17 protein-coding genes are annotated in these 23,633 nt (G+C 46.9%); 7 read left to right on the top strand and 10 right to left on the bottom strand.

The window, feature by feature from the left end; translation table 11 throughout:
* The first annotated feature begins 241 nt into the window (after positions 1–241).
* Complete coding sequence (locus FEM33_RS21375; RefSeq protein WP_229214344.1) at positions 242–469, top strand: hypothetical protein; 228 nt, start codon at positions 242–244, stop codon at positions 467–469.
* A 78-nt stretch (positions 470–547) separates the two neighbouring features.
* Here the strand turns inward: FEM33_RS21375 and FEM33_RS21370 are convergent, their stop codons facing one another.
* From FEM33_RS21370 to FEM33_RS21335, 8 genes are all read right to left on the bottom strand, one after another.
* A complete protein-coding gene (locus tag FEM33_RS21370) occupies positions 548–1,843 on the bottom strand; it encodes a DUF5690 family protein (RefSeq protein ID WP_139014014.1) in 1,296 nt (431 codons plus the stop codon).
* 16 nt (positions 1,844–1,859) lie between these two features.
* Positions 1,860–3,218 carry an aspartate aminotransferase family protein gene (locus FEM33_RS21365; protein ID WP_139014013.1) on the bottom strand — a complete coding sequence of 453 codons (1,359 nt, stop codon included), beginning with the start codon at positions 3,216–3,218 and terminating at the stop codon, positions 1,860–1,862.
* 64 nt (positions 3,219–3,282) lie between these two features.
* Positions 3,283–4,947, bottom strand: coding sequence for an alkaline phosphatase family protein (locus FEM33_RS21360; RefSeq protein WP_139014012.1), 1,665 nt, complete (start codon positions 4,945–4,947; stop codon positions 3,283–3,285).
* A gap of 13 nt (positions 4,948–4,960) precedes the next feature.
* Complete coding sequence (locus FEM33_RS21355) at positions 4,961–6,505, bottom strand: SusD/RagB family nutrient-binding outer membrane lipoprotein (RefSeq protein WP_139014011.1); 1,545 nt, start codon at positions 6,503–6,505, stop codon at positions 4,961–4,963.
* A 22-nt stretch (positions 6,506–6,527) separates the two neighbouring features.
* Entirely contained in the window at positions 6,528–9,908 is a 3,381-nt protein-coding gene (locus FEM33_RS21350; protein ID WP_139014010.1) for a SusC/RagA family TonB-linked outer membrane protein, read from the bottom strand.
* Positions 9,909–10,074: 166 nt separating this feature from the next.
* Entirely contained in the window at positions 10,075–11,205 is a 1,131-nt protein-coding gene (locus FEM33_RS21345) for a TIGR03364 family FAD-dependent oxidoreductase (RefSeq protein ID WP_139014009.1), read from the bottom strand.
* A gap of 19 nt (positions 11,206–11,224) precedes the next feature.
* On the bottom strand, positions 11,225–11,935 hold the full coding sequence (locus tag FEM33_RS21340) for an HAD-IA family hydrolase (RefSeq protein WP_139014008.1): 711 nt from the start codon (positions 11,933–11,935) through the stop codon (positions 11,225–11,227).
* Positions 11,936–12,226: 291 nt separating this feature from the next.
* Positions 12,227–12,805 carry a helix-turn-helix domain-containing protein gene (locus FEM33_RS21335; RefSeq protein WP_139014007.1) on the bottom strand — a complete coding sequence of 193 codons (579 nt, stop codon included), beginning with the start codon at positions 12,803–12,805 and terminating at the stop codon, positions 12,227–12,229.
* 468 nt (positions 12,806–13,273) lie between these two features.
* On the opposite strand from FEM33_RS21335, the gene FEM33_RS21330 reads away from it, so the two are divergent.
* The 4 genes from FEM33_RS21330 to FEM33_RS21315 all read left to right on the top strand — a co-directional run bounded on the left by FEM33_RS21330 (position 13,274) and on the right by FEM33_RS21315 (position 20,489).
* The gene (locus FEM33_RS21330; protein ID WP_139014006.1) at positions 13,274–13,834 is read left to right on the top strand and encodes an RNA polymerase sigma factor; all 561 of its coding nucleotides are present in this window, start codon (positions 13,274–13,276) and stop codon (positions 13,832–13,834) included.
* A 121-nt stretch (positions 13,835–13,955) separates the two neighbouring features.
* On the top strand, positions 13,956–14,960 hold the full coding sequence (locus tag FEM33_RS21325; RefSeq protein WP_139014005.1) for a FecR family protein: 1,005 nt from the start codon (positions 13,956–13,958) through the stop codon (positions 14,958–14,960).
* Between the two features lie 212 nt (positions 14,961–15,172).
* Positions 15,173–18,691 (top strand): SusC/RagA family TonB-linked outer membrane protein, encoded by a 3,519-nt coding sequence (locus tag FEM33_RS21320; protein WP_201747821.1) that lies wholly within the window; start codon positions 15,173–15,175, stop codon positions 18,689–18,691.
* Positions 18,692–18,710: 19 nt separating this feature from the next.
* Entirely contained in the window at positions 18,711–20,489 is a 1,779-nt protein-coding gene (locus FEM33_RS21315) for a RagB/SusD family nutrient uptake outer membrane protein (protein WP_139014003.1), read from the top strand.
* 387 nt (positions 20,490–20,876) lie between these two features.
* Here FEM33_RS21315 and FEM33_RS21310 read toward each other — a convergent pair whose 3' ends face one another.
* Both FEM33_RS21310 and FEM33_RS21305 read right to left on the bottom strand, forming a co-directional pair.
* The gene (locus tag FEM33_RS21310; protein WP_139014002.1) at positions 20,877–21,245 is read right to left on the bottom strand and encodes a hypothetical protein; all 369 of its coding nucleotides are present in this window, start codon (positions 21,243–21,245) and stop codon (positions 20,877–20,879) included.
* A gap of 125 nt (positions 21,246–21,370) precedes the next feature.
* A complete protein-coding gene (locus tag FEM33_RS21305; RefSeq protein ID WP_139014001.1) occupies positions 21,371–22,300 on the bottom strand; it encodes an EamA family transporter in 930 nt (309 codons plus the stop codon).
* Positions 22,301–22,387: 87 nt separating this feature from the next.
* On the opposite strand from FEM33_RS21305, the gene FEM33_RS21300 reads away from it, so the two are divergent.
* Both FEM33_RS21300 and FEM33_RS21295 read left to right on the top strand, forming a co-directional pair.
* Positions 22,388–23,023 carry a CGNR zinc finger domain-containing protein gene (locus FEM33_RS21300; protein WP_139014000.1) on the top strand — a complete coding sequence of 212 codons (636 nt, stop codon included), beginning with the start codon at positions 22,388–22,390 and terminating at the stop codon, positions 23,021–23,023.
* Positions 23,024–23,127: 104 nt separating this feature from the next.
* Positions 23,128–23,628 (top strand): hypothetical protein, encoded by a 501-nt coding sequence (locus FEM33_RS21295; protein WP_139013999.1) that lies wholly within the window; start codon positions 23,128–23,130, stop codon positions 23,626–23,628.
* Positions 23,629–23,633: the final 5 nt, after the last annotated feature.

Here is a 23,633-nt window from a genome sequence, read left to right as displayed (position 1 = left end):
ACAGCATTTGCCTGGCAATTTGCATTATTTCCGTAAATATCCGTAAGGAATCAAAGATGCCGAAACTGAAAAAATGAGGTAAAACCAAGACAACACCTTCCCATTAAATAACTCATCATCAGTTCAAACCATTTATCTGGAATATGGATCGCTTGTTCAACACTTGAATTGCCGGTACTTTACGGCTTTCTAGATTTGCATTGTCAAATAAGACAAAGACAAGAATTTAAAAATTTTAGCTATGAAAAATATAATAACAACGTTCGTTTGCGCCATGGCGCTGAGCACTTCTTTCGCATTTGCGGGCCATATCGAAGAAAAAAGCAAGTATGCAGGGAAAAACCTGCTGCCGTCAGCCGGACCTGCTCTGGAAACACCGGCACCGCAGCGTACCAAAACCAGCATTGATTACGGGAAATATACGCCCACACAAAAAGCATCTATTGTAGCACTTAAAGTAGCAAAATAGTGAAGTAAACAAGTTATTAAGGTGAATTGAGATTTAAAAAGGGAGAACGGCTTGTTCTCTCTTTTTTTGTTGAAAGGTTTATACTGCCGTCAACGGCCCGCTTTCCGGCTCTTTTTGCTGCCTGTAACGTTCAAAGAAAATGTTGCTCGCCAGAAGCAGCAGGAACCCGGTACAAAACTGAACGTATGTAAACTGCATCAGAACTGCAGACCAGCTCATTTTCTTCATAAAAAATTCTTTGTACAGCAGCAATCCGGCACTGCCCATGTAACCGATACTTTCGCAGATATAAATAAAGAAACCGGCATTGGCCTTGATCCTGAACAGTGCGATCATGCGATCAAAAATAACAGTCTGAAGAACGGTGTAAGCCAGAAATGTTCCCAAACCTACAAGCAGCATCCATAAAAAACCGCTGACGAGCGCCTTCTGAAACAGCAAAGTGCCCGCGCCGATCAGACAGATTGAAAGGAAGAGAATAAAATTCGTTAACCTGAAACCTTTTACATTGTCCCGGACAAAGGCCAGACTGCCGATGATGACGAGCACGATGATGCCGCTGATCATTTCGGTTGTGGTCAAAACACTGCTCGCCCAGTGCATGTCGATTTCGTTCCAGATCTCGATGGTGAAGTTGTCCCTGAAATCGCGCAGTACGACCATGGAAGCGTAGAAAATAACCAGACAAACGATCGGAAATCCGAATTGCCGCATGACGGCGCGCTTGTCTTCCTGCGTCATGGGCAGCCTTTCCGTCCTTAAACGGATATCTTCCGCATTCGGCTCCGGAATCACCGAAAGCATCCATACAAAGATCAGAAACAGCGGTAAAAACAGCAATCCGATAAAAAAAGGCATACTGAATTCCGAAATAACCGGAAACAATCCATGCAGTTCTATGTAAATGGTTTTCAGGATTCCCGACGCAACCACCACGCTGATATTAAGCCCGAGTGCCAGCATTTCCGTAAACCGCCTTCCTTCCAGAAAACTGAACACAATGCCGTAAACAATGCCCAGCGGCAAACCGTTGATAAAAAGAAAAATGAAATTGTACGGAAACGGCACCAGCCCGAACAGCAGCAGCGCAGCTTCCGCAATAAGGATCAGTAAAATAATAAGCCGGATTCTGGAATGGTGCCTGAGCTCGGAAATGACCTTGATACCGGCAAATTTGGACAGCGTATAACCGGCAACCTGAGAAATAATCAGTATGGCCTTGTAACCGATATTTCCTATTTCCAGACCCTCGTAAAGCCCCGCGCTGAACGGCTTCCGGAATGCATACATGCAGAAATAGGTACCAAACGAAGCAATAACAGCCCACGAAATAAAAAGCGCGTTGGAACGCAACAGCATTTCTTTCAGACGCATAGTCCGGAATTTAGGTTTAAACAATACCCGAAGCAGTACTGATGGCATTTTCAAGAATCCGCAATGCTTCTTTCAGCTCAATCCTGTTAATAATCAGCGGAGGCGACAATTGCAGCACATTTCCTTGTGAAACTTTAAAGCTCAGTCCGTTTTTCAGACATTCATACATCACGGTTTCTGCTGCTTCAACGGCTTTTTCCCTGGTTTGCCTGTTTTTCACAAGTTCTACGCCCCAAAGCAATCCGATCCCCCGCACATCCCCGATCAGCGGGAATTTATCCATCAGTTTTTCCATTTCGGATGCCATGAACCTTTCGTCCTGCTGCACTTTTTCCAGAATATGATTCTGTTCCATAAACTCGAACATGGCCAGCGCCGCTACGCTTCCGAGCGGGCTTTTTTCATGCGTGAAATGACCGAGCGAAATGCTTTGGGCAATGTTGTATTTATTTCTTGCCACAATGGCCGCCATCGGCATCACGCCTCCGCCCAGCCCTTTTCCCAGACAAATAATATCGGGTTCAATGCCATAATGCTCAAATGCAAACATTTTCCCGGTGCGCCCGAAAGCAATCGGAATTTCATCCAGAATCAGTAAAACCTTGTGCTTTGTACATATTTCCCGGACTTTGCTCCAGTAAGCCTGCGAAGGAATCTGCACATCCGTATTCCGGATCGTTTCAATGATGAATGCGCCGATGTCGCCTTCTTTCTCAATAACGTACTCAAGATAATCCGCATACGGAAGATCGCCGCTGCCCGCCGCCAGAAACGGCCCGCGGTACGTCATGGGCGGCGGAATGCGTTCTACGCCGGGCATCAGCGGACCCATATCTTTGCGAAAATCCAGCTCGCCGCCTGCGGAAATGGCATCCAGCGACGCACCATGAAAAGAATCCCAGAGCGAAATAACTTTATGCTTTCCGGTTACAATGCGCGCCAGTTTAAGCGCCATACTGATGGAAGAAGTGCCGCCGGGCGCAAAAAGCACGCGGTTCAGATCAGCGGGTAAAAGACTGCCCAGTTTTTTTGCAAGTTCAATAGCCGGCACGTTTGTAAACCGTCTCGGCGAAAAAGGCAGCACATCGAGCTGCTGCTTCAACTTATCAATAATATAAGGATTGCGGTAGCCAAGCTGATGCACGTTGTTCCCGTGAAAATCCATATAGCGTTTTCCCTGAATGTCGGTCAGATAAATGCCTTCGCATGAAGCGAGCACATCCAGGCAAGGCGTTGACAAGGCCTGATGTAAAAAATACTCCGCGTCCTCCTGAAGGTAATGCTGCGTATCCGGGTCATTCATGACGGAATACCAGTTTCGCCTTGCGTCAGAAAGGTTGATATCGCCTTCAGTTCTGTTATGGGTTTGTGTCATTTTTAAAAATGCCCCGGACTTTCATCCGGGGACTTGATGGATCAAAAGGTTTAGGAATAGTGGGTTATTTCACAAAAAGCTTGTCGGCAGGAATCAGTTGTTTGGGCAATCCGGGGCCTTTGTAAAAGGCATCCAGCCAGAATCCGCCGCCATTGTTGTAATATTCAACTTTGATCGGATGTTTTCCGGCAGTCAGTTCAATGCTTCCGGTTGCTTCCGTAACGCCGTGATTTCCGTCGTTATCCACAACTTCCTTGCCGTAAATATACAATTTACTGCCATCGTCCGACTGTGTTGCAAAAAGGTATTTTCCGGGCTTGTCGATCCGAATAAAACCTTCAAACTGCAATGCAAAGCTGGCATTGTCTTTTTCCAGAATGGCATTAAGCTGATCCCGGCTGATATGGAACTCGGCACTCGTCCAGGACTTTCCTTTTTTCAATGTAGCAAATTCAGGCAACTTTTCCAGATTTTTTCCCTGATAAAAAGAAGTGTTCAGCCCGTTGCCGGAGCCCGATTTCACCATTCTGAAATAGGCCGTTTCCAATAAGCTTTCCCGGCCTTCTCTATCAAATGATTTTGCTTTTACAACCGTTGTTTTATCTACATTAAAAGGATTTTTATAAACCGCCGATGTGCTGTCCGGCTCACTTCCGTCCGTTGTGTATCTTGTCACGCTGTTTTCCGCTTTGGTTTCAATTTTAACCGTTGCCGTTTGATCCACATACAATCCGCCGGCCTGTTCATATAGTTTCCGTTCGGGATAAATGACGGGCGAAGCAATCCTTTTTTCACCCAGCCAAAGGTTTTCCGGCTCTAAAAAACCTTCAAAAACCGGCTTTACCGGACGTCCGATACATGCGTAAGGCTGCTGAATGCCCAGCGCAAAGGCGATTGTTGCGGCCAGGTCGTACGTATAAACCTGCTGCTCTATTTTATACCCTTTCTTAATGTCTTTTCCGTAAAAAATTCCGGCAATTTCGGCTTCCTGCGGCGTTGCGCCTCCGTGTCCGTAACCGATCCCGCCGTGATCCGCCCAAACAATCACCAGGGTTTTATCTTCCATTCCCGCTGCTTTGATCCCGTCCAGAATTTTTCCGATCAGCGAATCCGCTTTGGTAACGGCTTCGTAATATTCCGGCGACCCATGCCCGCCGTGATGCCCGGCATGATCTACGTGATCAAAATGGACGAAGCCGAGAACGGGCTTTTTTGCCTTTATATAGTTTATAAAATCGGCAGCAGTGGAATCTTCGGTTGAAAAACGCTTGTCATAATTGACGGCATTTTTTTGAAACAGCCGGCCAAATCCATCCCAGTGATAAACGACTCCGATTTCTGCTTCGGGTTTGTTCTTATGCAGAATACTGAAAATGGTCGGAAAACGTCCGTCTGCTTCCTCCACAATCGGGGGCATCGTATGATCGTCCATTTCCCAGTCATTGTTGATGATGCCGTGCTGCTCCGGACCGGCGCCCATGATCATGGAAGCCCAGTTCTGGCTGCTGCTGGAAGTAAGTACGGAACGCACATTCCATTTGACACTTCCGTTGGCGATCATACTGTCGAGATTTGGCGTTTCGGCCTTTTGAATTCCGTCCGGGCTCAGCCCGTCCACGCCGATGACAATGACATGCTCAATGCCGGAAGGCTTTTCTTCGGAACTTTTAGTACATGCCGTCATCAGCAAAGTTACCGATGACAGCACGCACAATACTTTTGATAACATAAATATTGGTTTTTTACTGTTTATCCCACCATACATGCGTTTTCAGATCGTCCGCGCCCAGCCAGCTTACGGCTTCATTGTAATGCGCCTGATTAATCCTGATTTCATCCGCCGGATATAAAATTCTTCTGGGCACATAACCGGGACCAATCGGGCCGACGGGAATATTGGGAAATCCGGTCCGCCGCCATTCCGACCATGCTTCGTAACCGACCATATACAGTGAAATCCATTTCTGCAAGGCGATTTTCTCCAGTTTCTGCGCCTGCGTCCCGGCATATGCAACGGCGGGTTGTGCAAAATAGCTGTCGCTCACCGAAATGCTTGCGGGCGTCAGTTTCAGGTAAGAAGTGGCAAAGTTGGACGGAATGCGGCTGCTGTAATATTTGAACTGGTCTTTGATGCCGTTTTTGTAATAAGTTTCCGCTGCTGCCGCTCCGCCTGCAATAAACCCTTTTTCCGCTGCTTCCGCCAGAATGAACTGCACTTCGGAATAACCGATGATGATTCCCTGTCCGGCCGTAGGTGAAGCCAAATCCGGCGCATATTGAATGGACATCCACAACATGCCGGTCGGCGAAGTAAGGTTGTTGTCCGGAAAATTGCCGATTCCGTTCAGGTCGCCGGCATACTGGAAATTCTTCGGATCGGGACGGTTGCCGTTTGCATCCACGGCGCTGCTGGCAGGCGTAGGCAATGCATAAACGTACAAACGCGTGTCGTTCAAAGCTTTCAGATAATCAACCAATTGCTTTGTAACCTTGGTATTCGTGCCGCCGTTGCCGGAACGGTAAAACGGAGATTCATTCGACGGACGGTCCACCAGATATTGCAGCGCAGCCTGATCTTCATAGGAAGTGAACAGCGGATATCTGGCCTGATTTTCAACGATTGCCTTCATCGCCGCACTTGGGTCCACTCTTTCGGACTGGCGCAGCAGCAAACGCAAGCGAAGGCCGTTTGCAAATTTTTTCCAGTTTGCCATATTGCCGTTGTACAGAATATCCCCGGTTACAGGCTCGTTCGTACTTCCTAATAAATTATTGGCTTCTTCCAGATCGGCCAGCAAGCCGGCATAAACGGCTTCCTGCTGCTCAAACTTCGGCGCACTGATACCTGTAAGTTTTGCATTGGCCGCTTCCCGGAAAGGAATCGGGCCGTAAAGATCCGTCAGGCACTGAAACATCCAGGAACGCAGCACAAGCGCAATGCCTTTATAATTTCGCTGATCCTGCGTTTCGGCAATGCTGATGACTTCGTTCAGATCGCGGATGTAATCGTAGAAATTCCAGAAGAAATAACTGCTTGCATCCGAACGCGCCCAGTTGCTGAAATTACTCGCATAATCGGAAGCCAGCATATTGGCGGCCACGCTTCCGCGGTTGTAGGAATTGTCATAATGGCTGTTTACGGCGCCGCGGATTACATTGGGCAAAAGCAGACCGACATTGGTCACTTTGTCCGGCGAATTGGGATTGGTATTGATTTCTTCAAAATCCTTTGTACAGCTTATTCCCGTAAGCAGGACAAAAAAGAGTATATAACAAGACTTTTTCATGATCACAAGGTTTTAATGCTGTTCAGAAATTCAGATTGATACTCACACCCATTTCTCTTGTTGAAGGCGTACTCATATTCTCAAAGCCCGGAATCAGACCGCCGCCCGAAGTTGCCGTGGCCACTTCCGGATCAAAATGTTTGTTGCTTTTCGGTGTGAACAGCAGCAGGTTTCTTCCGGTTACCGAAATCCTTGCATTTTTAATATACTTGCCTGAAATCCATTTGGAAGGAAGGCTGTATCCAAGCGACAATTCTCTCAGCTTGAAATACGTGGAACTGAAAATCTGTGCTTCTGAAATATGGTCCAGCGGTTTTTTGATAAAATTACGGGCATTGGTTCCGTAAACACCCGCGCTGTACGTTCCGTCCGTGCTGGTATTATTTGGCTTGTAGCTTCCGTCTTCCATTTGCGCGGCGCCCGGAATGTAATACGGCGCATCATATTCTGTCCCGGCAGGGCGTGCAGAACGTCCCAGCGCACTTTCTTCCAGTTGTCCGGCACCCGCTGCTTTGTTGAAAAAACGGGAAACAAACTCGCCGCCAAACTGACCGCCAAAAGCGAAGTTCAGACTGATGTTTTTATAAGTAAGCTGGTTATAAATCCCTGCAATCCAGTCCGGGTTGTAATTCCCCAGATGAATATCTTCGGTAGTGGGTCTTGGAAATGCATCGTTGAAAATAATGACCTCGCCTTTCATCGGGCCGTCCGCAACGCGCTGATAGCCCGGCCCCCAGATTGCACCCATTTTCTCGCCTACCCTTGCCTGAATGGAAGCATCTTCGCCCGGCGCAGCCTGCACGATCTTGTCCACCTCGCTTGTCAGTGAAACGATTTTACCCGTATTATGCGACCAGTTGATGTTGAAGTTCCATTTGAAATTGGCCGTACTTACCGGCGTTGCATTGATCATGATTTCAACACCGGTGTTCCTGATCTGTCCGGCATTGATCTGCTTGGAAGTCGCACCCGAACTCTGCACAAGCGGCAGGCTGATGATCTGGTTTTTGGAACGGATATCGTAATAAGTCACGTCCAGCCCCAAACGGTTATTGAAAAAGCCGACCGCCGCACCAAACTCGTACGTAGAGGTAATTTCAGGTTTCAGATTCGGGTTCAGCAGCGATCCCGGCCCGACCAGTGCATAATTGTTTGCCCACGGACTTGCATTGCCGTACGTATTGTAAATGGAATAAGGTCCCGTATCATTTCCGACCTGCGCCCAGCTTCCACGCAACTGCGCCTGACTGATTCCTTTCGGCAGATTCAGAATGCTTTTAAGATTGGTATTCAAACCTACAGACGGGTAAAAGTAGGAATTGTTGTTTCTCGGAAGCGTGCTCGACCAGTCGTTCCGCGCGTTGATATCCAGGTAAACAAGATCTTTATAATTAAAATTAGCCACACCATAAATGCTGTTGATCCGCTTTTTATAGCTGCTCGAATAACCGGTCAGCGGGCTTGCCGCATTCTGGATCGTGTAAATGCCCGGAATAAGCAGTTGCGGCGCAGTCGTGCTTTCGCTATGGCCGGAATTGTCAAATCGGTTTCCGCCTGCCGACAACGTGTAACCGATATTGCCGTTTGCAAATGCATTGGTATAAGTCAGAAGAAAATCCGTGTTCCGTTCTTCATTTTTGATTTCGGTAAAAGAATAACTTCCGCTTTCCACATCTACGGTGCTCACAGCCCATTGCATCGGACGGAAATCATTGTAAAGGTCTGCTGCGGAACGCAGTTTCAGTTTCAGGTGATCGGTAAAGGCATATTCCAGCGCTATGTTTCCATAAATGCGGTCCTTGTTCTGGCCTTTGGTATTTTCGTATTGCAGGAAAAAAGGATTGTTGTGGTTTTCACCATAATTGTACTGAAACTGCCTTACGCCTTCCAGCCCCGGCTGCCAGTAATTTCGCAGACTGTTGATATTGACATTCCGGCCCATCCATGTAAAAAAGTACATGAACGTATTGCGGCCATAGCCATTGTCCGGACGGTTGGTACTGTTCTGTTTTACATAATTGATATTGATGGAAGAAGTCAGTTTTTTGGTAAGATGATAACTGCTGTTCAGATTGACCTGATAGCGGTTCAGATTGTTGTTTGGAATGACGCCTTTTTCATTTAAGGAAGTCAGTGAAAGCCGGTAATTGCCGTTTTCATTGCCGCCCGAAAATGCGAGGTTATTATAGTATTTTGATCCTGTTTTAAAAAAGTCTTTGATATTGTCCGGTTGTGAAACCCACGGCGTTCTGATAATGTCGCCCCGGTTGCTGATGGCAACGTCTCCGCCGCGAAAGCCGTTTGTCGTCGGCGAGTCAAACTGCGCTTCGGTAGTTCCGATGTTCATCCGCGGGCCCCAGCTTTCATCGTAATCGTCGTTGTCGCCGCCCGGGTAAGCAGACCAGCTTGCACCGAAGTTGGAACCTTCATACTTTCCGTTATTTCCCTGCCCGAAGTCGTTCTGGAATTTCGGAAGCCTTCCGACACTTTCACCGAAAAAATAAGAATTGAAGCTCACGCCCAGCCCTTTGCGATTGCTGCCTTTTTTGGTCGTAATGACAATGGCACCCCGCGCGGCCCGCGAACCGTACAAGGCAGCAGCCGCCGGGCCTTTCAGAACGTTGATGGATTCGATGTCGGCAGGATTGATTTCCGAAGAACTGTTTCCGTAATCCGCACTTCCGGTATTGCTCGTTCCGTCGTTACCGATAGGCACGCCGTCAATGACAAAAAGCGGCTGATTGCTCATAATGGACAAGGAAGATTCGCCGCGGATCGTGATCCTCGAAGAAGAACCCACGCCGCCCGCGCTGCTGATGTTCACGCCGGCCACTTTTCCCGAAAGGTTGTTTACAAAGTTCGTCGCAGGCGATTCGTTCAGTATTTCTCCCGTCACCTGCTGCGTAGCATAACCCAATGACTTTTTCTCTCTGGTGATACCCAAAGCCGTAACTACGACTTCATCGAGTACATTCGTATCTTCCTGTAAAGTAATGGCCAGTTCTTTCTGGTTTCCGACGACAAACTGCTGCGTTTTATAACCGATAAAGGAAAAAACCAGCACATCATTTTCCGAATCGACGGATATGGAAAACGCACCGTCTGCATTCGTTGAAGTGCCTTTCTGGGAATTTTTTACAATGATGTTTACACCGGGAAGCGGCTGTCCGTTCTTGTCTCTGACAACGCCGTTCACGTCCATGGCGGCAAAGGCTTTTTTTCCTAACGTTATACCGACATACGCAGCACGTGAACTTCCTGAATTTCCTGCTATTTTGTTTTCTGAGGCAAGCCGGTTTGTCGAACCTCCGGCCAGTAGCGCTGCATGTGTCGTGACGAGCATGCCCAAGGCAAGCCATCCGTACCGCACCAGAGGAATGGATTCCGTAAATGTAGCTTTCATAAATATGATTGGTTTATTGTGTTCAGCTGAAACCGCAAGTCTGTTGAAAAACTCCGGCTGTTAAATCAAAACAAAATCCGCTGGCTTCCGACCTTATAAGCCCGTCCTGCATTCCTGATCCATATTTTTATGCTTTCAGCACCGTGCTACATCTGACTTCCCCCTTCTATAAAGCCCGGTAAGTACCCCCGATTACTTCATCGCACAAGCCAAATGATAAGGTCATCCCATTGCCGCCCAATCCGTTGATAATTGTCACTCCGCTCTCCGGCTTCATCACGATTTCCGACTGGCCGTTGGTCATTTTCGGGTATATGCCGTGCCAGGTCTGGAAAACCTTCGGCGATCTGAACTGCGCAAACGTTCCGAGATAATCCAGAATCATGGTATTGATAAATTCTCTGTCAAACGGCTCGAACGTAAGTGCATATTCGTGCGAATCGCCGACTGTGATTTCGCCCAGCCCGTTTTGTGAAGCCATGACGTGAATGCCCCATTTCAGGTATTCGCTGTATTCTCTTTCGTATCGTTCTTTCAGTCCGGACAGAGACGGAGCCGCCCTGAACCCGTGATAATGGATCAGTGAAAGCCCGCCGCACAATGCGGGGCCTATTTTCCAGTCATCCGGCTGTGCTTCAAGCCTGAGCATCTGAAGTTTGCATTTGGTAAGCGGTGCTTCGGAGAACTTTTCAGGATAAAGCGTTTCAAAATCCTGTCCGCTGCATACGAATAGTTCATCCGCCGACCAGCTTTTTTTACCGGAATAAACATTCGGATAATCTATTTCCGAAATGGCCGTATCCCAGATAAAATCTACGTTCAGAGCCGAATGCAGGAATCCTGGGATCCCGGCAATCGCTTCCCGCGGATCAACGATCATTTCATCCGCTGAAAACAGGGAACCAAGCAAATCTTTGCCGTTAACTGCCGGTGATTTGGCCAAAGTTTCCTCCGCAGTCAGCACACTGACCGGCCTGTACTGGCTTACTGCTGCAAATTGCTCCAGTACTTCCATTTCATCCTGCCGGTAAGCCATATGCAGGCTGCCGCCTTCATACGACCAGCAACCGGCTCCTGCCAGCATTTCTTTCCAGATGCTTTTGGCATGCAAAGCCCTTTCGTACAGCTTTCCTTCCGGCTGACCGATGGGCCATATCATTCCGAAATTGCGGATGGAAGCGCCGATGGCTTTGGACGACCTTTCTATGACGGTAACTTTATAATTCCTGACAGCCAGCGCCCTTGCGGTTGCCAGTCCGACAATTCCTGCTCCGATGACAATAGCAGTTTTACTCATTCTGATTTAAATTAAATGCCTACACACTTTTCTGAGCCGCATACGCATTGCTCTCTGAAATAATCCCGACTACATCCGCAATATTATCGATGATATGCGTCGGGTTGTAAGGCAGCAGCGCTTCACGGGTAAAAGCACCTGTCGTAATCCCGATCACGTATTTACAGCCGGCGTTGATCCCTTCATTGACATCCACTTCGGTATCGCCTACTTTCGCCACTTTTTCGGGAGAATCAATATGCAGCGCATGCATGATTTTCCTGATCATATCCGGATAAGGCCGGCCGTTCTGCACTTCGTCACTGGCAACCAGCATATCTATTTTATCCTTCCAGCCAAGCCGATCAATAATTACATCCGCAATATCCCGGGAAAAACCGGTGTTCAGCGCGATTTTAATGCCTTTTTTCCGCAATGCACCGAAAGTTTCCTCCACATCCGGAAGCGGCGCAATGTCCTGCGTCGTACTGTAAAACTGAATCATGCGCTGTACAAATTCCGAGTGGATTTCCGATACAAGCGCATCCGTAATCTTGCTTTCGTCTTCTTCCCGCATCCCGAGCATCATTTTTATCGCCAGCGGCTTCTGATAACCCATTAGAGGATTTACATCTTCCGGCGTAATAGCATAGCCGTGCGATTTCAAAGCTTGCTGAAACGCGATTCCCACATAATTTTTGTCCCTGACAGTGGTTCCCGCCATATCAAAAACAACAAGTTCTGTAAACATCTTACCTGAATATTAGTGAACTGATTTAAACTTATAGTATACCTGGCCTGAAAACTGATGAATCCCGAATATTGTAAAGTAATATTAAACGATATCAAAAGAAGGCAAACAGCTAAATGAAGCTTAAAAATATAGGTTTATTATTCAGAATGCAAATGAAATGGAATCAAATGTTAAGTAAACCTTTGATTACAATGTTTGATACACAAAGATGCAGTACAAAAACCAAAATCAGATTAAGGGAATGTTAATTAATATTTAACTTTTGGAAGAATTTGAAACCAGGTACGTCTACTGCGCCTCATTGAAGAAATAGATAACCAGCAGCAAAACCTCATCGCAATCGATGCACCTTGGATTGTGCAGCTCGTTGGCATCAAAAAACATGGAATCACCCTGATTAAGCACGTACTTGTTCTTCCCGACCGTATATTCCACCGAACCCTGCAGAACATATTTGAACTCGTACGCATTGGTCCGGACCATGGGCCGGCGCGCATCCTTTTCCAGCCGCAGCAGCACTACGTCGATATGATTGTCCTTGAATTGCTTGCTGAAAATGCGCTGGTAAAAAAAACCCTTGGCATTTTCCTTTGTAAAAGGCTGATATTCCTCTTTTCTGCGGATGAGCACATTGTCGCCGGGCGCAGTAGAAATGATGTCCTTGAAAAAAACATTCAGGTCAATGTCAAGCGCCTTGATCAGTCCGAGCATAACGGGCAGTGACGGAATAGTCCGGCTGTTTTCGATCTGCGAAACAAGGCTTTTGGTCACACCGGCTTCATCCGCAATTTCCTGAAGCGTCACGCCTTTATTTTTTCTTACTTCTTTTAATTTGTTACTGATCTGGAAAAGTATGTCTTCCTGCATATTCCTGTTTTAAAGTGATGTTTTGCCTGTCGTTCATTTTCGCACAAGATAATTATTTCCTTAATTTATAAAATCTTCAATGCTGACAAACAAGCTTTTAAGTAAATTCAGAGGGCTTTTTTCCGCTTTGGCAAACTTTGAAAAAAACAGGCTCTCATTCCATAATTCCGGCAATGTTACAAAATGCCCGCAAATGATCAGCAATCCTTTGGAAACACGATTACGGATTGCAAATTACCGCTAATCCAGCGCGCACAATGCCGGAAGCGAATGTAAGTACCAAACAGACAAACCCGACTACCACAAAATAAAATATTGATATTTTTATTATTAATAGAAAATTATCTTACATATAACATCATTCGCCATCTTTAATATTGTAATTATATCATATTCCCGTTTGCCATCAGTTAATTTATTTTATATTTGGTAAACATTAAGCGTGCTCCTAAACGACCTGATCATAAAATGAATGATTTCCGAAACTTCTCCGATGAAGAGCTCGCCGCTTTGATGAAGGACGGAGAAGAAGGTGCTTTTGATGAAATCTATAACCGTTACTGGGACAAGCTTTTTTATGCAGCGCACCGGCTGGTAAAGTCGGCAGAAATTGCCGAGGAAATTACGCAGGATACTTTTATGCTGTTCTGGATCAAGCGGCAGACACTGGAAATCCATTCCCTGAAGCCGTATCTGGCGGCTATGCTCCGCTACGAGGTTTACCGTTATCTTGCCAAATCCAGGCAGGCGATGGAACTTGAACTATCCATGAAAGAGCAGGCCGTCTTTTCCGTTTCCATGGATCAGGAAATTGAAAACAGGCTTCTGCTGGAAATCATCCGGAACCTGACCAACAAGCTGCCCGAAAAATGCCGCCTTGTGTTTCAGTATAACAAGTTGCAGGACCGGTCACTGTCCGACATTTGCGAAGAACTCAACATATCGCATAAAACCGCCGAAGCGCATTTGACCAAAGCACTGAAAATCGTCCGGGAAAACCTCAGCAGCGTCGCTCATTTTCTTTTGTAAAAACACTTCCAGACAGAATATAAAACGGGCCGGAATTAATTTCGCAATTTTTCCATTTCAGACTAAGGGGTTTTACAGAAATTCATACTCTAAGAAATGCAAAGGGTAAATCCGCTTTGCAATGACACAGGAGTACATCAGACAGCTTGCCAGAAAATTCATCAGCGGAACAGCCTCCGAGGAAGAAAAGAGAATATTGCACGATTGGTATGACCGCAGGGCTTTGGACGAACAGCCATCCGAAACGGTTTTTACCCGGAATCCCGAAACTGCTGATGAAATAAAAAACCGCATGCTTGCCAACCTGAAAGCCATGCAGCAGCCGGAGGCCCGGACGCCGGAGGCCCGGACGCCGGAAGCCCGGACCTTTGACTTTTCAGGATTGAAAAGGCTTGTCACCTGGACTACGGCGGCAGCGGCATTGATCATCGCAGGATTTTTGTTCTGGACAAACAGCCACAAACCGGCCGCTTCCGAAATGCATCTGGTGCAGGCGCCTTTGGGTAAAACACTGAAAGTACGCTTGCCGGACGGATCGTCTGTTTGGCTGAATGCCGGTTCCAGCATGCGTTATCCGGATCATTTTGCAGGAAAAACCAGAGAAGTTGTATTGAAGGAAGGACAGGCATTTTTTGATATTGTGCATTTGCCCGGAAAGCCGTTTGTAGTGCATGCCAAGACACTGGATATTACCGTACTCGGGACTTCCTTTGATGTAAAAGCCTATAAAAATGACCGCCATATCAAAGTCTCCGTCAAGACCGGGAAAGTCGGCGTAACGCTTCGTGACAAACCGGAATCGCCGGCATTGATGCTGCTGCCGGCCGAGCAGGCGGTACTTCCGGAAAAAACTGCAAAAATCCAGGTAGCCGAAATCAGCAAGCCGGCCATTGCATCGTGGAAAGACAACCGGCTGGTTTTTGAGGACGAGCTGTTATCCGAGGTTTTTCACGTGCTCGAAAGAAAATACAGAAAGCACATCATCATAGAAAAAGAAGATCTTACGGCGGAGAAAATTTCATTTACACTGGACAACCAGCCGATAACGGACGTACTGAAAGTCATGAGCTTTTCAAAGAAATTCAATTACTCACAATTAAACGACAGCACCATAGTAATCAGATAAGAGCGCGCAAAAAGACGGATTGTTTTCAAGGAAGGCAAGTCCGGAAATACCGGAGACACGGCAAATGTCCCCGGCAATGATCATCCCAACCGCTATGCAATGCTTGGAACCATGAGTAGCGGAAAAGGAAAGAGTTTAACAGTTTACACCTTAAACATCAGACAAATATGGTGAATTATTACCATAAGGGAATCCCCTTATTCAAAAAATGTATGCGCATTTCTACGCTTATTCTGGGCATAAACATGCTGAGTACGGCCTTGCTGATGGCCGGCACCACAGAGGCTCAGCGGGTCAACATGGATGTAAAGCAGACGAAGGTCAAAGCGGTATTCAGACAGATTGAACAGCAGACCGGCGTTACGTTTGCTTTTGACGAAAAACTGCTGCGAAATGCACCGCAGGTGACGCTTTATGCGATGGGGTTGCCTGTTCCGGCTATTCTGAAACTCATTGAAAAACAAACATCACTGGAATTCAGCCAGGTCGGCAACATGATCGGGGTTACGGAAAAAACGGCAGCAGAGAAAGTGCAGGAATCCGCAGCAGAAACAGTACACGCAGCATTGCGGCCCGTAAAAGGCAAGGTTACCGATGACAAAGGCGAATCTTTGCCGTCCGTTGCAATCCGGGTAAAAGGAACCAATGACGGAACCATGACAGACCTGGAAGGCAATTACAGCATTGACGTTGCCGGTGATGAGTCCATCCTTATTTTCAGCTTTATCGGCTTCACGGCGCAGGAAGTAATGGTTGGCACACGGACTTCGCTGGATGTGAAGCTGCTGCCCGATGTTTCCACACTTTCAGAACTGGTTGTAACCGGTTACGGCGCACAGCGTAAAAAGGACCTGATCGGTGCTGTTTCCGTTGTGGACGTGGAACAGCTGAAACAAACGCCGGACGCTCAAGTTGCCAATCAGTTGCAGGGACGCGCATCCGGCGTTACAATCATTGGTTCCGGACAGCCGGGCGAAACGCCGCAGGTTCGTATCCGCGGTCTGAACACATTCGGAAACAACTCGCCGCTTTATGTGATCGACGGCGTTCCGACGACTTCCATTGCCGACCTGAACTCCAATGACATTGCAAGCATGCAGGTTCTGAAAGACGCCGGCTCCGCTTCGATCTACGGTTCGCGTGCAGCCAACGGTGTGATTATCATTACAACCAAAAAAGGCAAAGACAAGGTAAAAGTCAATTACAGCGCATGGTATGGCGTACAAACGCCGCCGAAAGGGAATGTCTGGAACACACTGAATCCAATGGAACAGGCGCAGCTGAAATTTCAGGTTCAGAAAAATTCCGGCCTGCCGGTTGGCGACGATCAGTACGGACACGGCGCAACGCCGGTACTTCCGGATTACATATTGCCGACAGGAGCCAAGGAAGGCGACCCGGCCACCAACCCGGACTTGTATTACGTCAATCCGAACTACACTTCTGTGGACGATTTCAACACGTTCAACCAGATTGTAAAGGCAAACAAAGCAGGTACCGACTGGTTTCATGAAATATTCAAGCCGGCACCTTCCACAAGCCACAACATTTCGCTGAGCGGCGGAAACGATCAGGGCAACTATCTGTTTTCTTTGAATTATTTCAATCAGGAAGGCGCACTGAAAAATACTTACCTGAAACGATATACCATTCGCTCCAACAGCCAGTACAACATCGGCAAGCACATCCGGATTGGTGAAAACCTTGCGTATTCCATAACGGACAACCCCCGGACCGCCCTTTCGGACGGCGGCTCTGCCATTGCATTTTCTTTCAGGATGCAGCCGATCATTCCGGTTTACGACATAATGGGCAATTATGCAGGCAGCCGCGCTTCCGGAATGGGCGATGCTTTTAACCCGGTGGCGATGCGCGACCGCACCCGTTACAACAAAGGACTTGACAACCGCCTTTTCGGGAATGTATTTGCTGAAGTGGATCTGTTCAAAAACTTTACGCTGAGAACCAGTCTGGGCGGAGAGAATTACTCGGGCAGATCAAGTTCTTTCGCTTTCCCGACTTACGAAAACAAGGAAAACAGCAATACGAATACCTATTCTGAATACTCGAATTCCGGTTTCAACTGGACATGGACAAACCTTGTTACATTTCATAAAACCATGCAGAAGCATGACCTTACCGTCATTGCCGGAACAGAAGCGTATAGTGGCAAGAGTTACGAACTCGGCGGCGATACACAAGGCTATTTTTCTTTTGATCCGAACTACATGAATCTTGGAACCGGCTCGGGGACAAGAAGCAATTACAGCAGCCGCAATGCCGATGCGCTTTTTTCCCTGATCGGAAGACTGGATTACATTTACAATGACAAATACCTGTTCGGCGCGGTTTTAAGAAGAGACGGTTCTTCCAAATTCATCAATGAAAGGTACGGTTTGTTCCCGGCTGTGAGTGCCGGATGGAGAATTTCACAGGAAAACTTCATGAAAGGTATCAGCTGGCTCGACGATCTGAAACTGCGTGCAAACTATGGCGTGATGGGAAATCAGATCAACGTAAACACAGGAAATGCATTCACGACTTACAGCTCCAACCGCCGCAGCTCTTATTATGACCTTGGCGGAACGAGCGGCAACGGCGCATTGGAAGGGTTTGAAAAAAGCCAGATCGGAAATCCGGATGCAGTCTGGGAAAAAAACATCAGTACGAACATCGGTATTGATGCCACTTTCTTCAAAGGCAGGCTGGACCTGATTGCGGATTATTACGTTAAGGAAATCAAGGACCTTCTTTTTAACCCGTCCCTGATCGGCACGGCCGGCGGCGGAACGGTTCCTTTCGTGAATATCGGTCAAATGAAAAACAAAGGGATTGATTTGCAGCTTAACTCGCGCTTTGATCTTGGACAAGACCTTAAAATGAACGCAACGCTTACTTTTACGACCTACAACAACAAGATCCTGAAAGTAACGAACAGCAGCAATTATTTTGACCTGGAAGCCCGCGGTTTCAACGGCTCTTCCATCGTCCGGAATCAGGTCGGAAACTCCATCGGTCAGTTTTTTGGCTATAAAGTAATCGGGTTCTGGAACTCGGATGAAGAAGTAGCGGCTGCCAACGCGCAGGCCGTTCAGCAGACCGGCAATGCAAATGCCGTGTATCAGGACGGCGCTGCGCCGGGACGTTTCCGTTATGAAAATAGCAATGGCGACGGCCAGATCACCTCTGCCGACCGTACGATGCTCGGCAATCCAAATCCGGATTTCAGCTACGGACTGAACCTTGGCTTTAATTACAAACAATTTGACTTCAATATGTTCCTGTACGGCGTTCAGGGAAATGAGATCTGGAACCAGACGCTCTGGTGGAGCGATTTCAACTCGTCCCGTTCCGGAGCCAAAAGCAAAACTGCACTTTACGATTCCTGGACACCCGAAAACCACAATGCCAAAGCGCCGATTCAAGAAAATTCAAGCTCTTTCAGCACGATCAATGTTCCCAACTCCTATTTTATAGAAGACGGATCTTATCTGCGGGCAAGGAACATTCAGCTTGGCTACACGTTTTCTCCTGCATTCCTGAAAAAGATCAAAACCCAGCAGTTCCGAATTTATCTGCAGGCAACCAACCTGTTTACAATCACAGGATATTCCGGCCTTGATCCGGAAGTCAGCAGAAATACGGGAAACAGTCCGACGGTATTCGGACTGGATGAAGGCTCCTACCCTGCTTCCAGACAATATTCCGTAGGCATTAATCTTACTTTTTAACATTTATCAGAGACACGATATGAAAAAGAGAATCCAGCATTGGGTCGTTCTTTGTTTGATAGCAGGATTTCCGGTTCTTCAGGCATGCAAAGACGATTTTTTGGACCAGCCGGCTCTTGGCGCGCTGAGCGATGAAGTGCTTGCAAACGAAAAAGGGATTAACGGGCTGCTGACCGGTGCATATGCCGCACTGGACGGGCAAGGCGATTTCAACGGCGGAAACGGCTGGGAAGCACCGCCGGACAACTGGGTTTATGGTTCCATTCCAGGCGGCGAGGCGCATAAAGGAAGCGACGGCGGTGACCAGACACCAATCAATACGATCGCAACATTCAGTACCGGTGCCGACAATGGTTTTTTTAATACAAAATGGAGAGCATTGTATGAAGGTGTTTCAAGAACGAATACCGTACTTAAAGTGCTGGCTACGCTGGAAGGCGTTTCCGAAGCAGAAAAGGCCAATATAGAAGGTCAGGCACGTTTTCTGAGAGGCCATTATTATTTTGAACTGAAAAAAATGTGGAACATGGTTCCGTGGATTGACGAAACCACAACGGATTTCAATCAGCCGAACGACAAGGATATCTGGCCGATGATCGAAGCGGATTTCAAGGCGGCTTACGAAAAGCTGCCGGCTACGCAATCACTGGTCGGAAGGGCCAACAAGTGGGCTGCGGGCGCATACCTTGCCAAAACGTATTTGTATGAAAAGAAATTTGCAGAAGCAATTCCGGTATTTACGGAAGTGATCAGCAGTGGCGTTACCGCCAACGGCCTGAAATACGATCTGGTTTCTTTCAAGGACAATTTTGATGCGGCTACCAAAAACAATGCGGAATCGGTTTTCGCCATTCAGATGGTGGCCAATGACGGAACACTGGACATTACGAATGCCAATATGGGCGGCATGCTGAATTTCCCTTACGGAACGGGTGCGCCGTTTGCCTGCTGCGGCTTCTTTCAGCCAACCCAGATGCTTGTTAATTCGTACCGTACGGATGTCAACGGATTACCTTATATAAATGATTTCAACAGCCACGCGGTGAAAAGCGACCTGGGGCTTACTTCTGCAACGCCGTTCACAGCCGATCCCGGCCCGCTGGACCCGCGCCTCGACTGGACTGTTGGCCGCCGCGATGTTCCTTATCATGACTGGGGATTGTTTCCCGGCATGAACTGGGTCCGCGATCAGCCATACGGCGGTCCATATGCGCCCAAAAAGAACATTCACAGACAAAAAACGCAGGACCTTTATGCCGATCTCAGTTCGTGGGCTCCCGGAAATGCGATTAATGTACTGGTGATACGCTTTGCCGATGTGCTGTTAATGGCAGCCGAGGCCGAAGCCAATGCAGGAAGCCTTGCCAAAGCAGAAGAATATGTAAACCGCATCCGGACAAGGGCAGCAGACAAATCGGGCTGGCTTTACAAGTATATTGATAACAGCAATCCGCTTGCGGGCTTTTCCACAACGCCTGCTGCCAATTACGTGATCAAGCCTTATCCGGCGGGCACATTGGCGGCAAAAGGCAAAGACGGGGTATTAAAAGCTATTTACTTCGAACGCGGCCTTGAACTCGCCATGGAAGGTCACCGCTTCTTTGATTACGTCCGCTGGGGAATTGCAGAACAAAGCCTGAACAGTTTCTTCAGCTACGAATCAAAAGTAACGACAGACCTGGCCGGCGCCAAGTTTATCAACGGCAAAAACAACTATTTCCCGATTCCGCAGTATCAGATTGATATGAGCGTTGTAAACGGAACGCCGATGCTGAAACAGAATCCGGGCTATAACTGATTCTAAATTTCAGGGCATAAAAAATGCTGTCGGGCACAATGTCCTGACAGCATTTTTTTATTGGATTGTATGTGAATGGCTGTTGGTTTCCAGCTGTTGGCGGTTAGCTATCAGCTTTTGGAAAGAAGAAATTAAACAACTTATTATCCTGATCAATTACAAGCAATCAGTCAGCTTTTCAAATCGGTTCTAACTGTAAAGTCTGAATGAAGAAGCTGCCGAAAACAAAGCAATCGCATTTCAACTCCATTACCAAACAAGTTAGCTACACATGACAACACATAACCAACTCATTTTAATTACATCACAAAACAAGTTAACTACGCATGACAATACATGACAACACAGAACCAATTTCTACTTTAACAAACCCTCGTGTCAGTAAAATCAGATCCTTTTCAGTGCTGGATCATAAAATCCTTTCCAGATAGCAATGGCCTCTTCCAGTGTATCCGGCGGCGTCTCCAAGTAGGCTTTGATGCTGACCAGATTTTCGGACTGGGAATCGCTGGCGGCGTATCTTACAAGATTAACCAGCAAGTTGTCAATTTCCATCGAACTCACATGCCAGTTTTTGCTGTATTTGGTAAACCATTCTTCATTCAGGAACACATATCCTGCATACCGGTAAACATCCGAGAAGCCATAAGCATCAATAACGACAGGCTCCGTTGGCCATTCCTGATCAAGTTCTTTGTCGCTGAAACGCTCGCGGCCGTCTCCCAACAGCGCTATAAATCTGTACGTTTTTACCATTTCCTTTGATAAAATATGATGTAATCTGAGGTGCTTCTTTATTAAAGTTAACCTTGAAAGCACAAAAGTTATCAATCTTTATGTAAAAGCGAAGTATTTTAAACTTTTTGGGGTGTAACCGAGAGTTATTTTGAAAATAAACGCACATTCCGGTATTCCGGGAATTTTGTAAGCAGCACACCCAGCAGAATGACGGCCAGCCCGATGATCTGCATAGAGGAAAAAGTTTCGCCTGCAAGCAGCCAGCCTGTAAAAACAGCAACGACCGGATTTACATACGTGTGCGTGCTCACCAGTGCTGGCGGCCGGATGGTCATCAGCCACGTAAAAGCCAGAAAAGCGACCATGGAACCCATGGTGATCATATAAACAAGTCCGCTCCATGACGCAGCTGAAATGCCGCTGAAACTGAAACGTTCCCATTCGCCGGTGATCAAAGCCAGAAAAGCGCTGAAAATTCCGGCGGCCATCAGCTGTATACTGGTGATCATGGTGTTGGAATAGGTTTCCGTATTTATTTTCTTACCGTATAAAGAACCAATAACCCATAAAACGGCGCTAAGGATCAGTACCAGGTTCCCGGCCAGCTGCATTTCCCGAGCACCGGATTCCGGAACCGAAGCTGAAGAAAATAATAAAAGGCCGGCGAAGCCCAGGAGCAGTCCGGCAATAACCGTTTTTTGTGAAAGATAGTAGCTCCACATTTTACGCTCAAACAGGATGAACATGAACGGTTCTGCGGCAATAATCGTGGCGGCATGGCCCGGTCCCACATACTGCTCCGCCCAAGTTACCAATCCGGAACCGCCAACAAGCGCAATGGTGCCGCTTACCGAAGACAAAAACATGATTTTCCGTGACGGAACCCTGTCATTTTTGTAACGTGAATAAAGAAAAAGCAGCAAGCCCGCTGTAAAGAACCGGAAGGCACAGAAAACAAACGGCGGAAACCCGTCCAGACCAAATGCAATTCCAATGTAAGTTGTGCCCCAGATCACGTAAATGGCCACAAAAGCAAGTATGACTTTCCATTGCGATTCGCTGTTACTTTGCATAACTTTAAATTCTTACGGTCTAAAATTATTTATACCGTAAAAATATAGTATTTTTATTACGATCAAAATTTATTTAACCAGTAAGTTATGTCAATCAAAAGAACGCTGGAAACCATTACGCTGGATGGCGGCACGTTACCTTTCCATTTTATCAATACCGTCCGCGACCGGAAAGTGGAAAACATCCATGATTACCTTACTGCCTACGACGACATTGTTACATGGAGCCGGCGCATGGAACTGCTGGATGAAGCCCAGCTTGAACAGTTACAGGAATTTGCAGAAGCAAACATTTCAGAGGCTAGAAAAGCATTTGAAAAAGCCATTGAACTGCGGGAAACCATGTATGTACTGTTCTCAGCCATTGCCGCCGGAAAGCAGCCGGAAACTTCTGTTCTTGAAAAATTCAATCAGTTTCTTTCCGAAGCTTTGTCGAAAGTGGGCGTTTCATTTCATCAGGATCAATACGTAACAGACATTGTGCATACCGGAATTTCACTGGATAAACCAATCTGGCTTGTATTGAAAGACACGTACAGACTGTTTCTGGAAGACGACAGAAAAAGGATAAAAGAATGCCGGAAATGCGGATGGATTTTTCTTGATCATACCAAAAACAACACCAAACTTTGGTGCAATCCACAGATATGCGGCAGCACATCCAAGTCTGCGCGGTATTATCATAACAGGAAAAGCAAGGCGAATCCTGAAAGGCAAGTCTGAAAAATGAACATATAAATTCAAAATATGTTCCGTATTTTACAAATGACTATTCCGGAACACGACCGGATTTTAAAGTTGACTTACAGGAAACAGATTTTTAATCAATGATAAGGATTTCGACACTTCCGCTTATCGAAAGCATTGAACAGTTTTATAATGCAAAGCAGATTTTGCTTGTGGACGTACTTTTTGTCGGCGACACGCCGAGAAACATGCGCGAGTATATCAAAAATAATCACGGCGGTTTTATTTACGACAAAAAAACCTACATTCCGATCACACTGACGGGAGATCCGGAAAGCCTGATCGCCAACATCGGCAAGCCTATTATTTTCAAGTTTGACAAGGGCTTTGAAAATAATTATCATTTCAACGGCAACCTGAAAGAAGCGATCTGGCATAAGAAACTGTACGATATGTCGGCCTATGCGCATGACACTTCCATTGCTTTTGAGCGCGAGGAATCTTTTATCATTGAACGTTATTTGTCCGGCGCAAAAGAATTTACGGAACCGGAAACAGAGACCAGTTTGCTTGCTTTGCCCGCAAAGCCTGCAACCATCGGGTTGAAAGCCATGAAAGGTCTGAAACCCGTCCGCAAATAGCAGTT

Origin of the sequence: Dyadobacter flavalbus (assembly GCF_006149045.1) — a bacterium.
Classification (GTDB): Bacteria; Bacteroidota; Bacteroidia; order Cytophagales; family Spirosomataceae; genus Dyadobacter; species Dyadobacter flavalbus.
The sequence above is the reverse complement of the archived record's forward strand: the minus strand, read 5'-3'. Positions and strand labels throughout refer to the sequence as shown.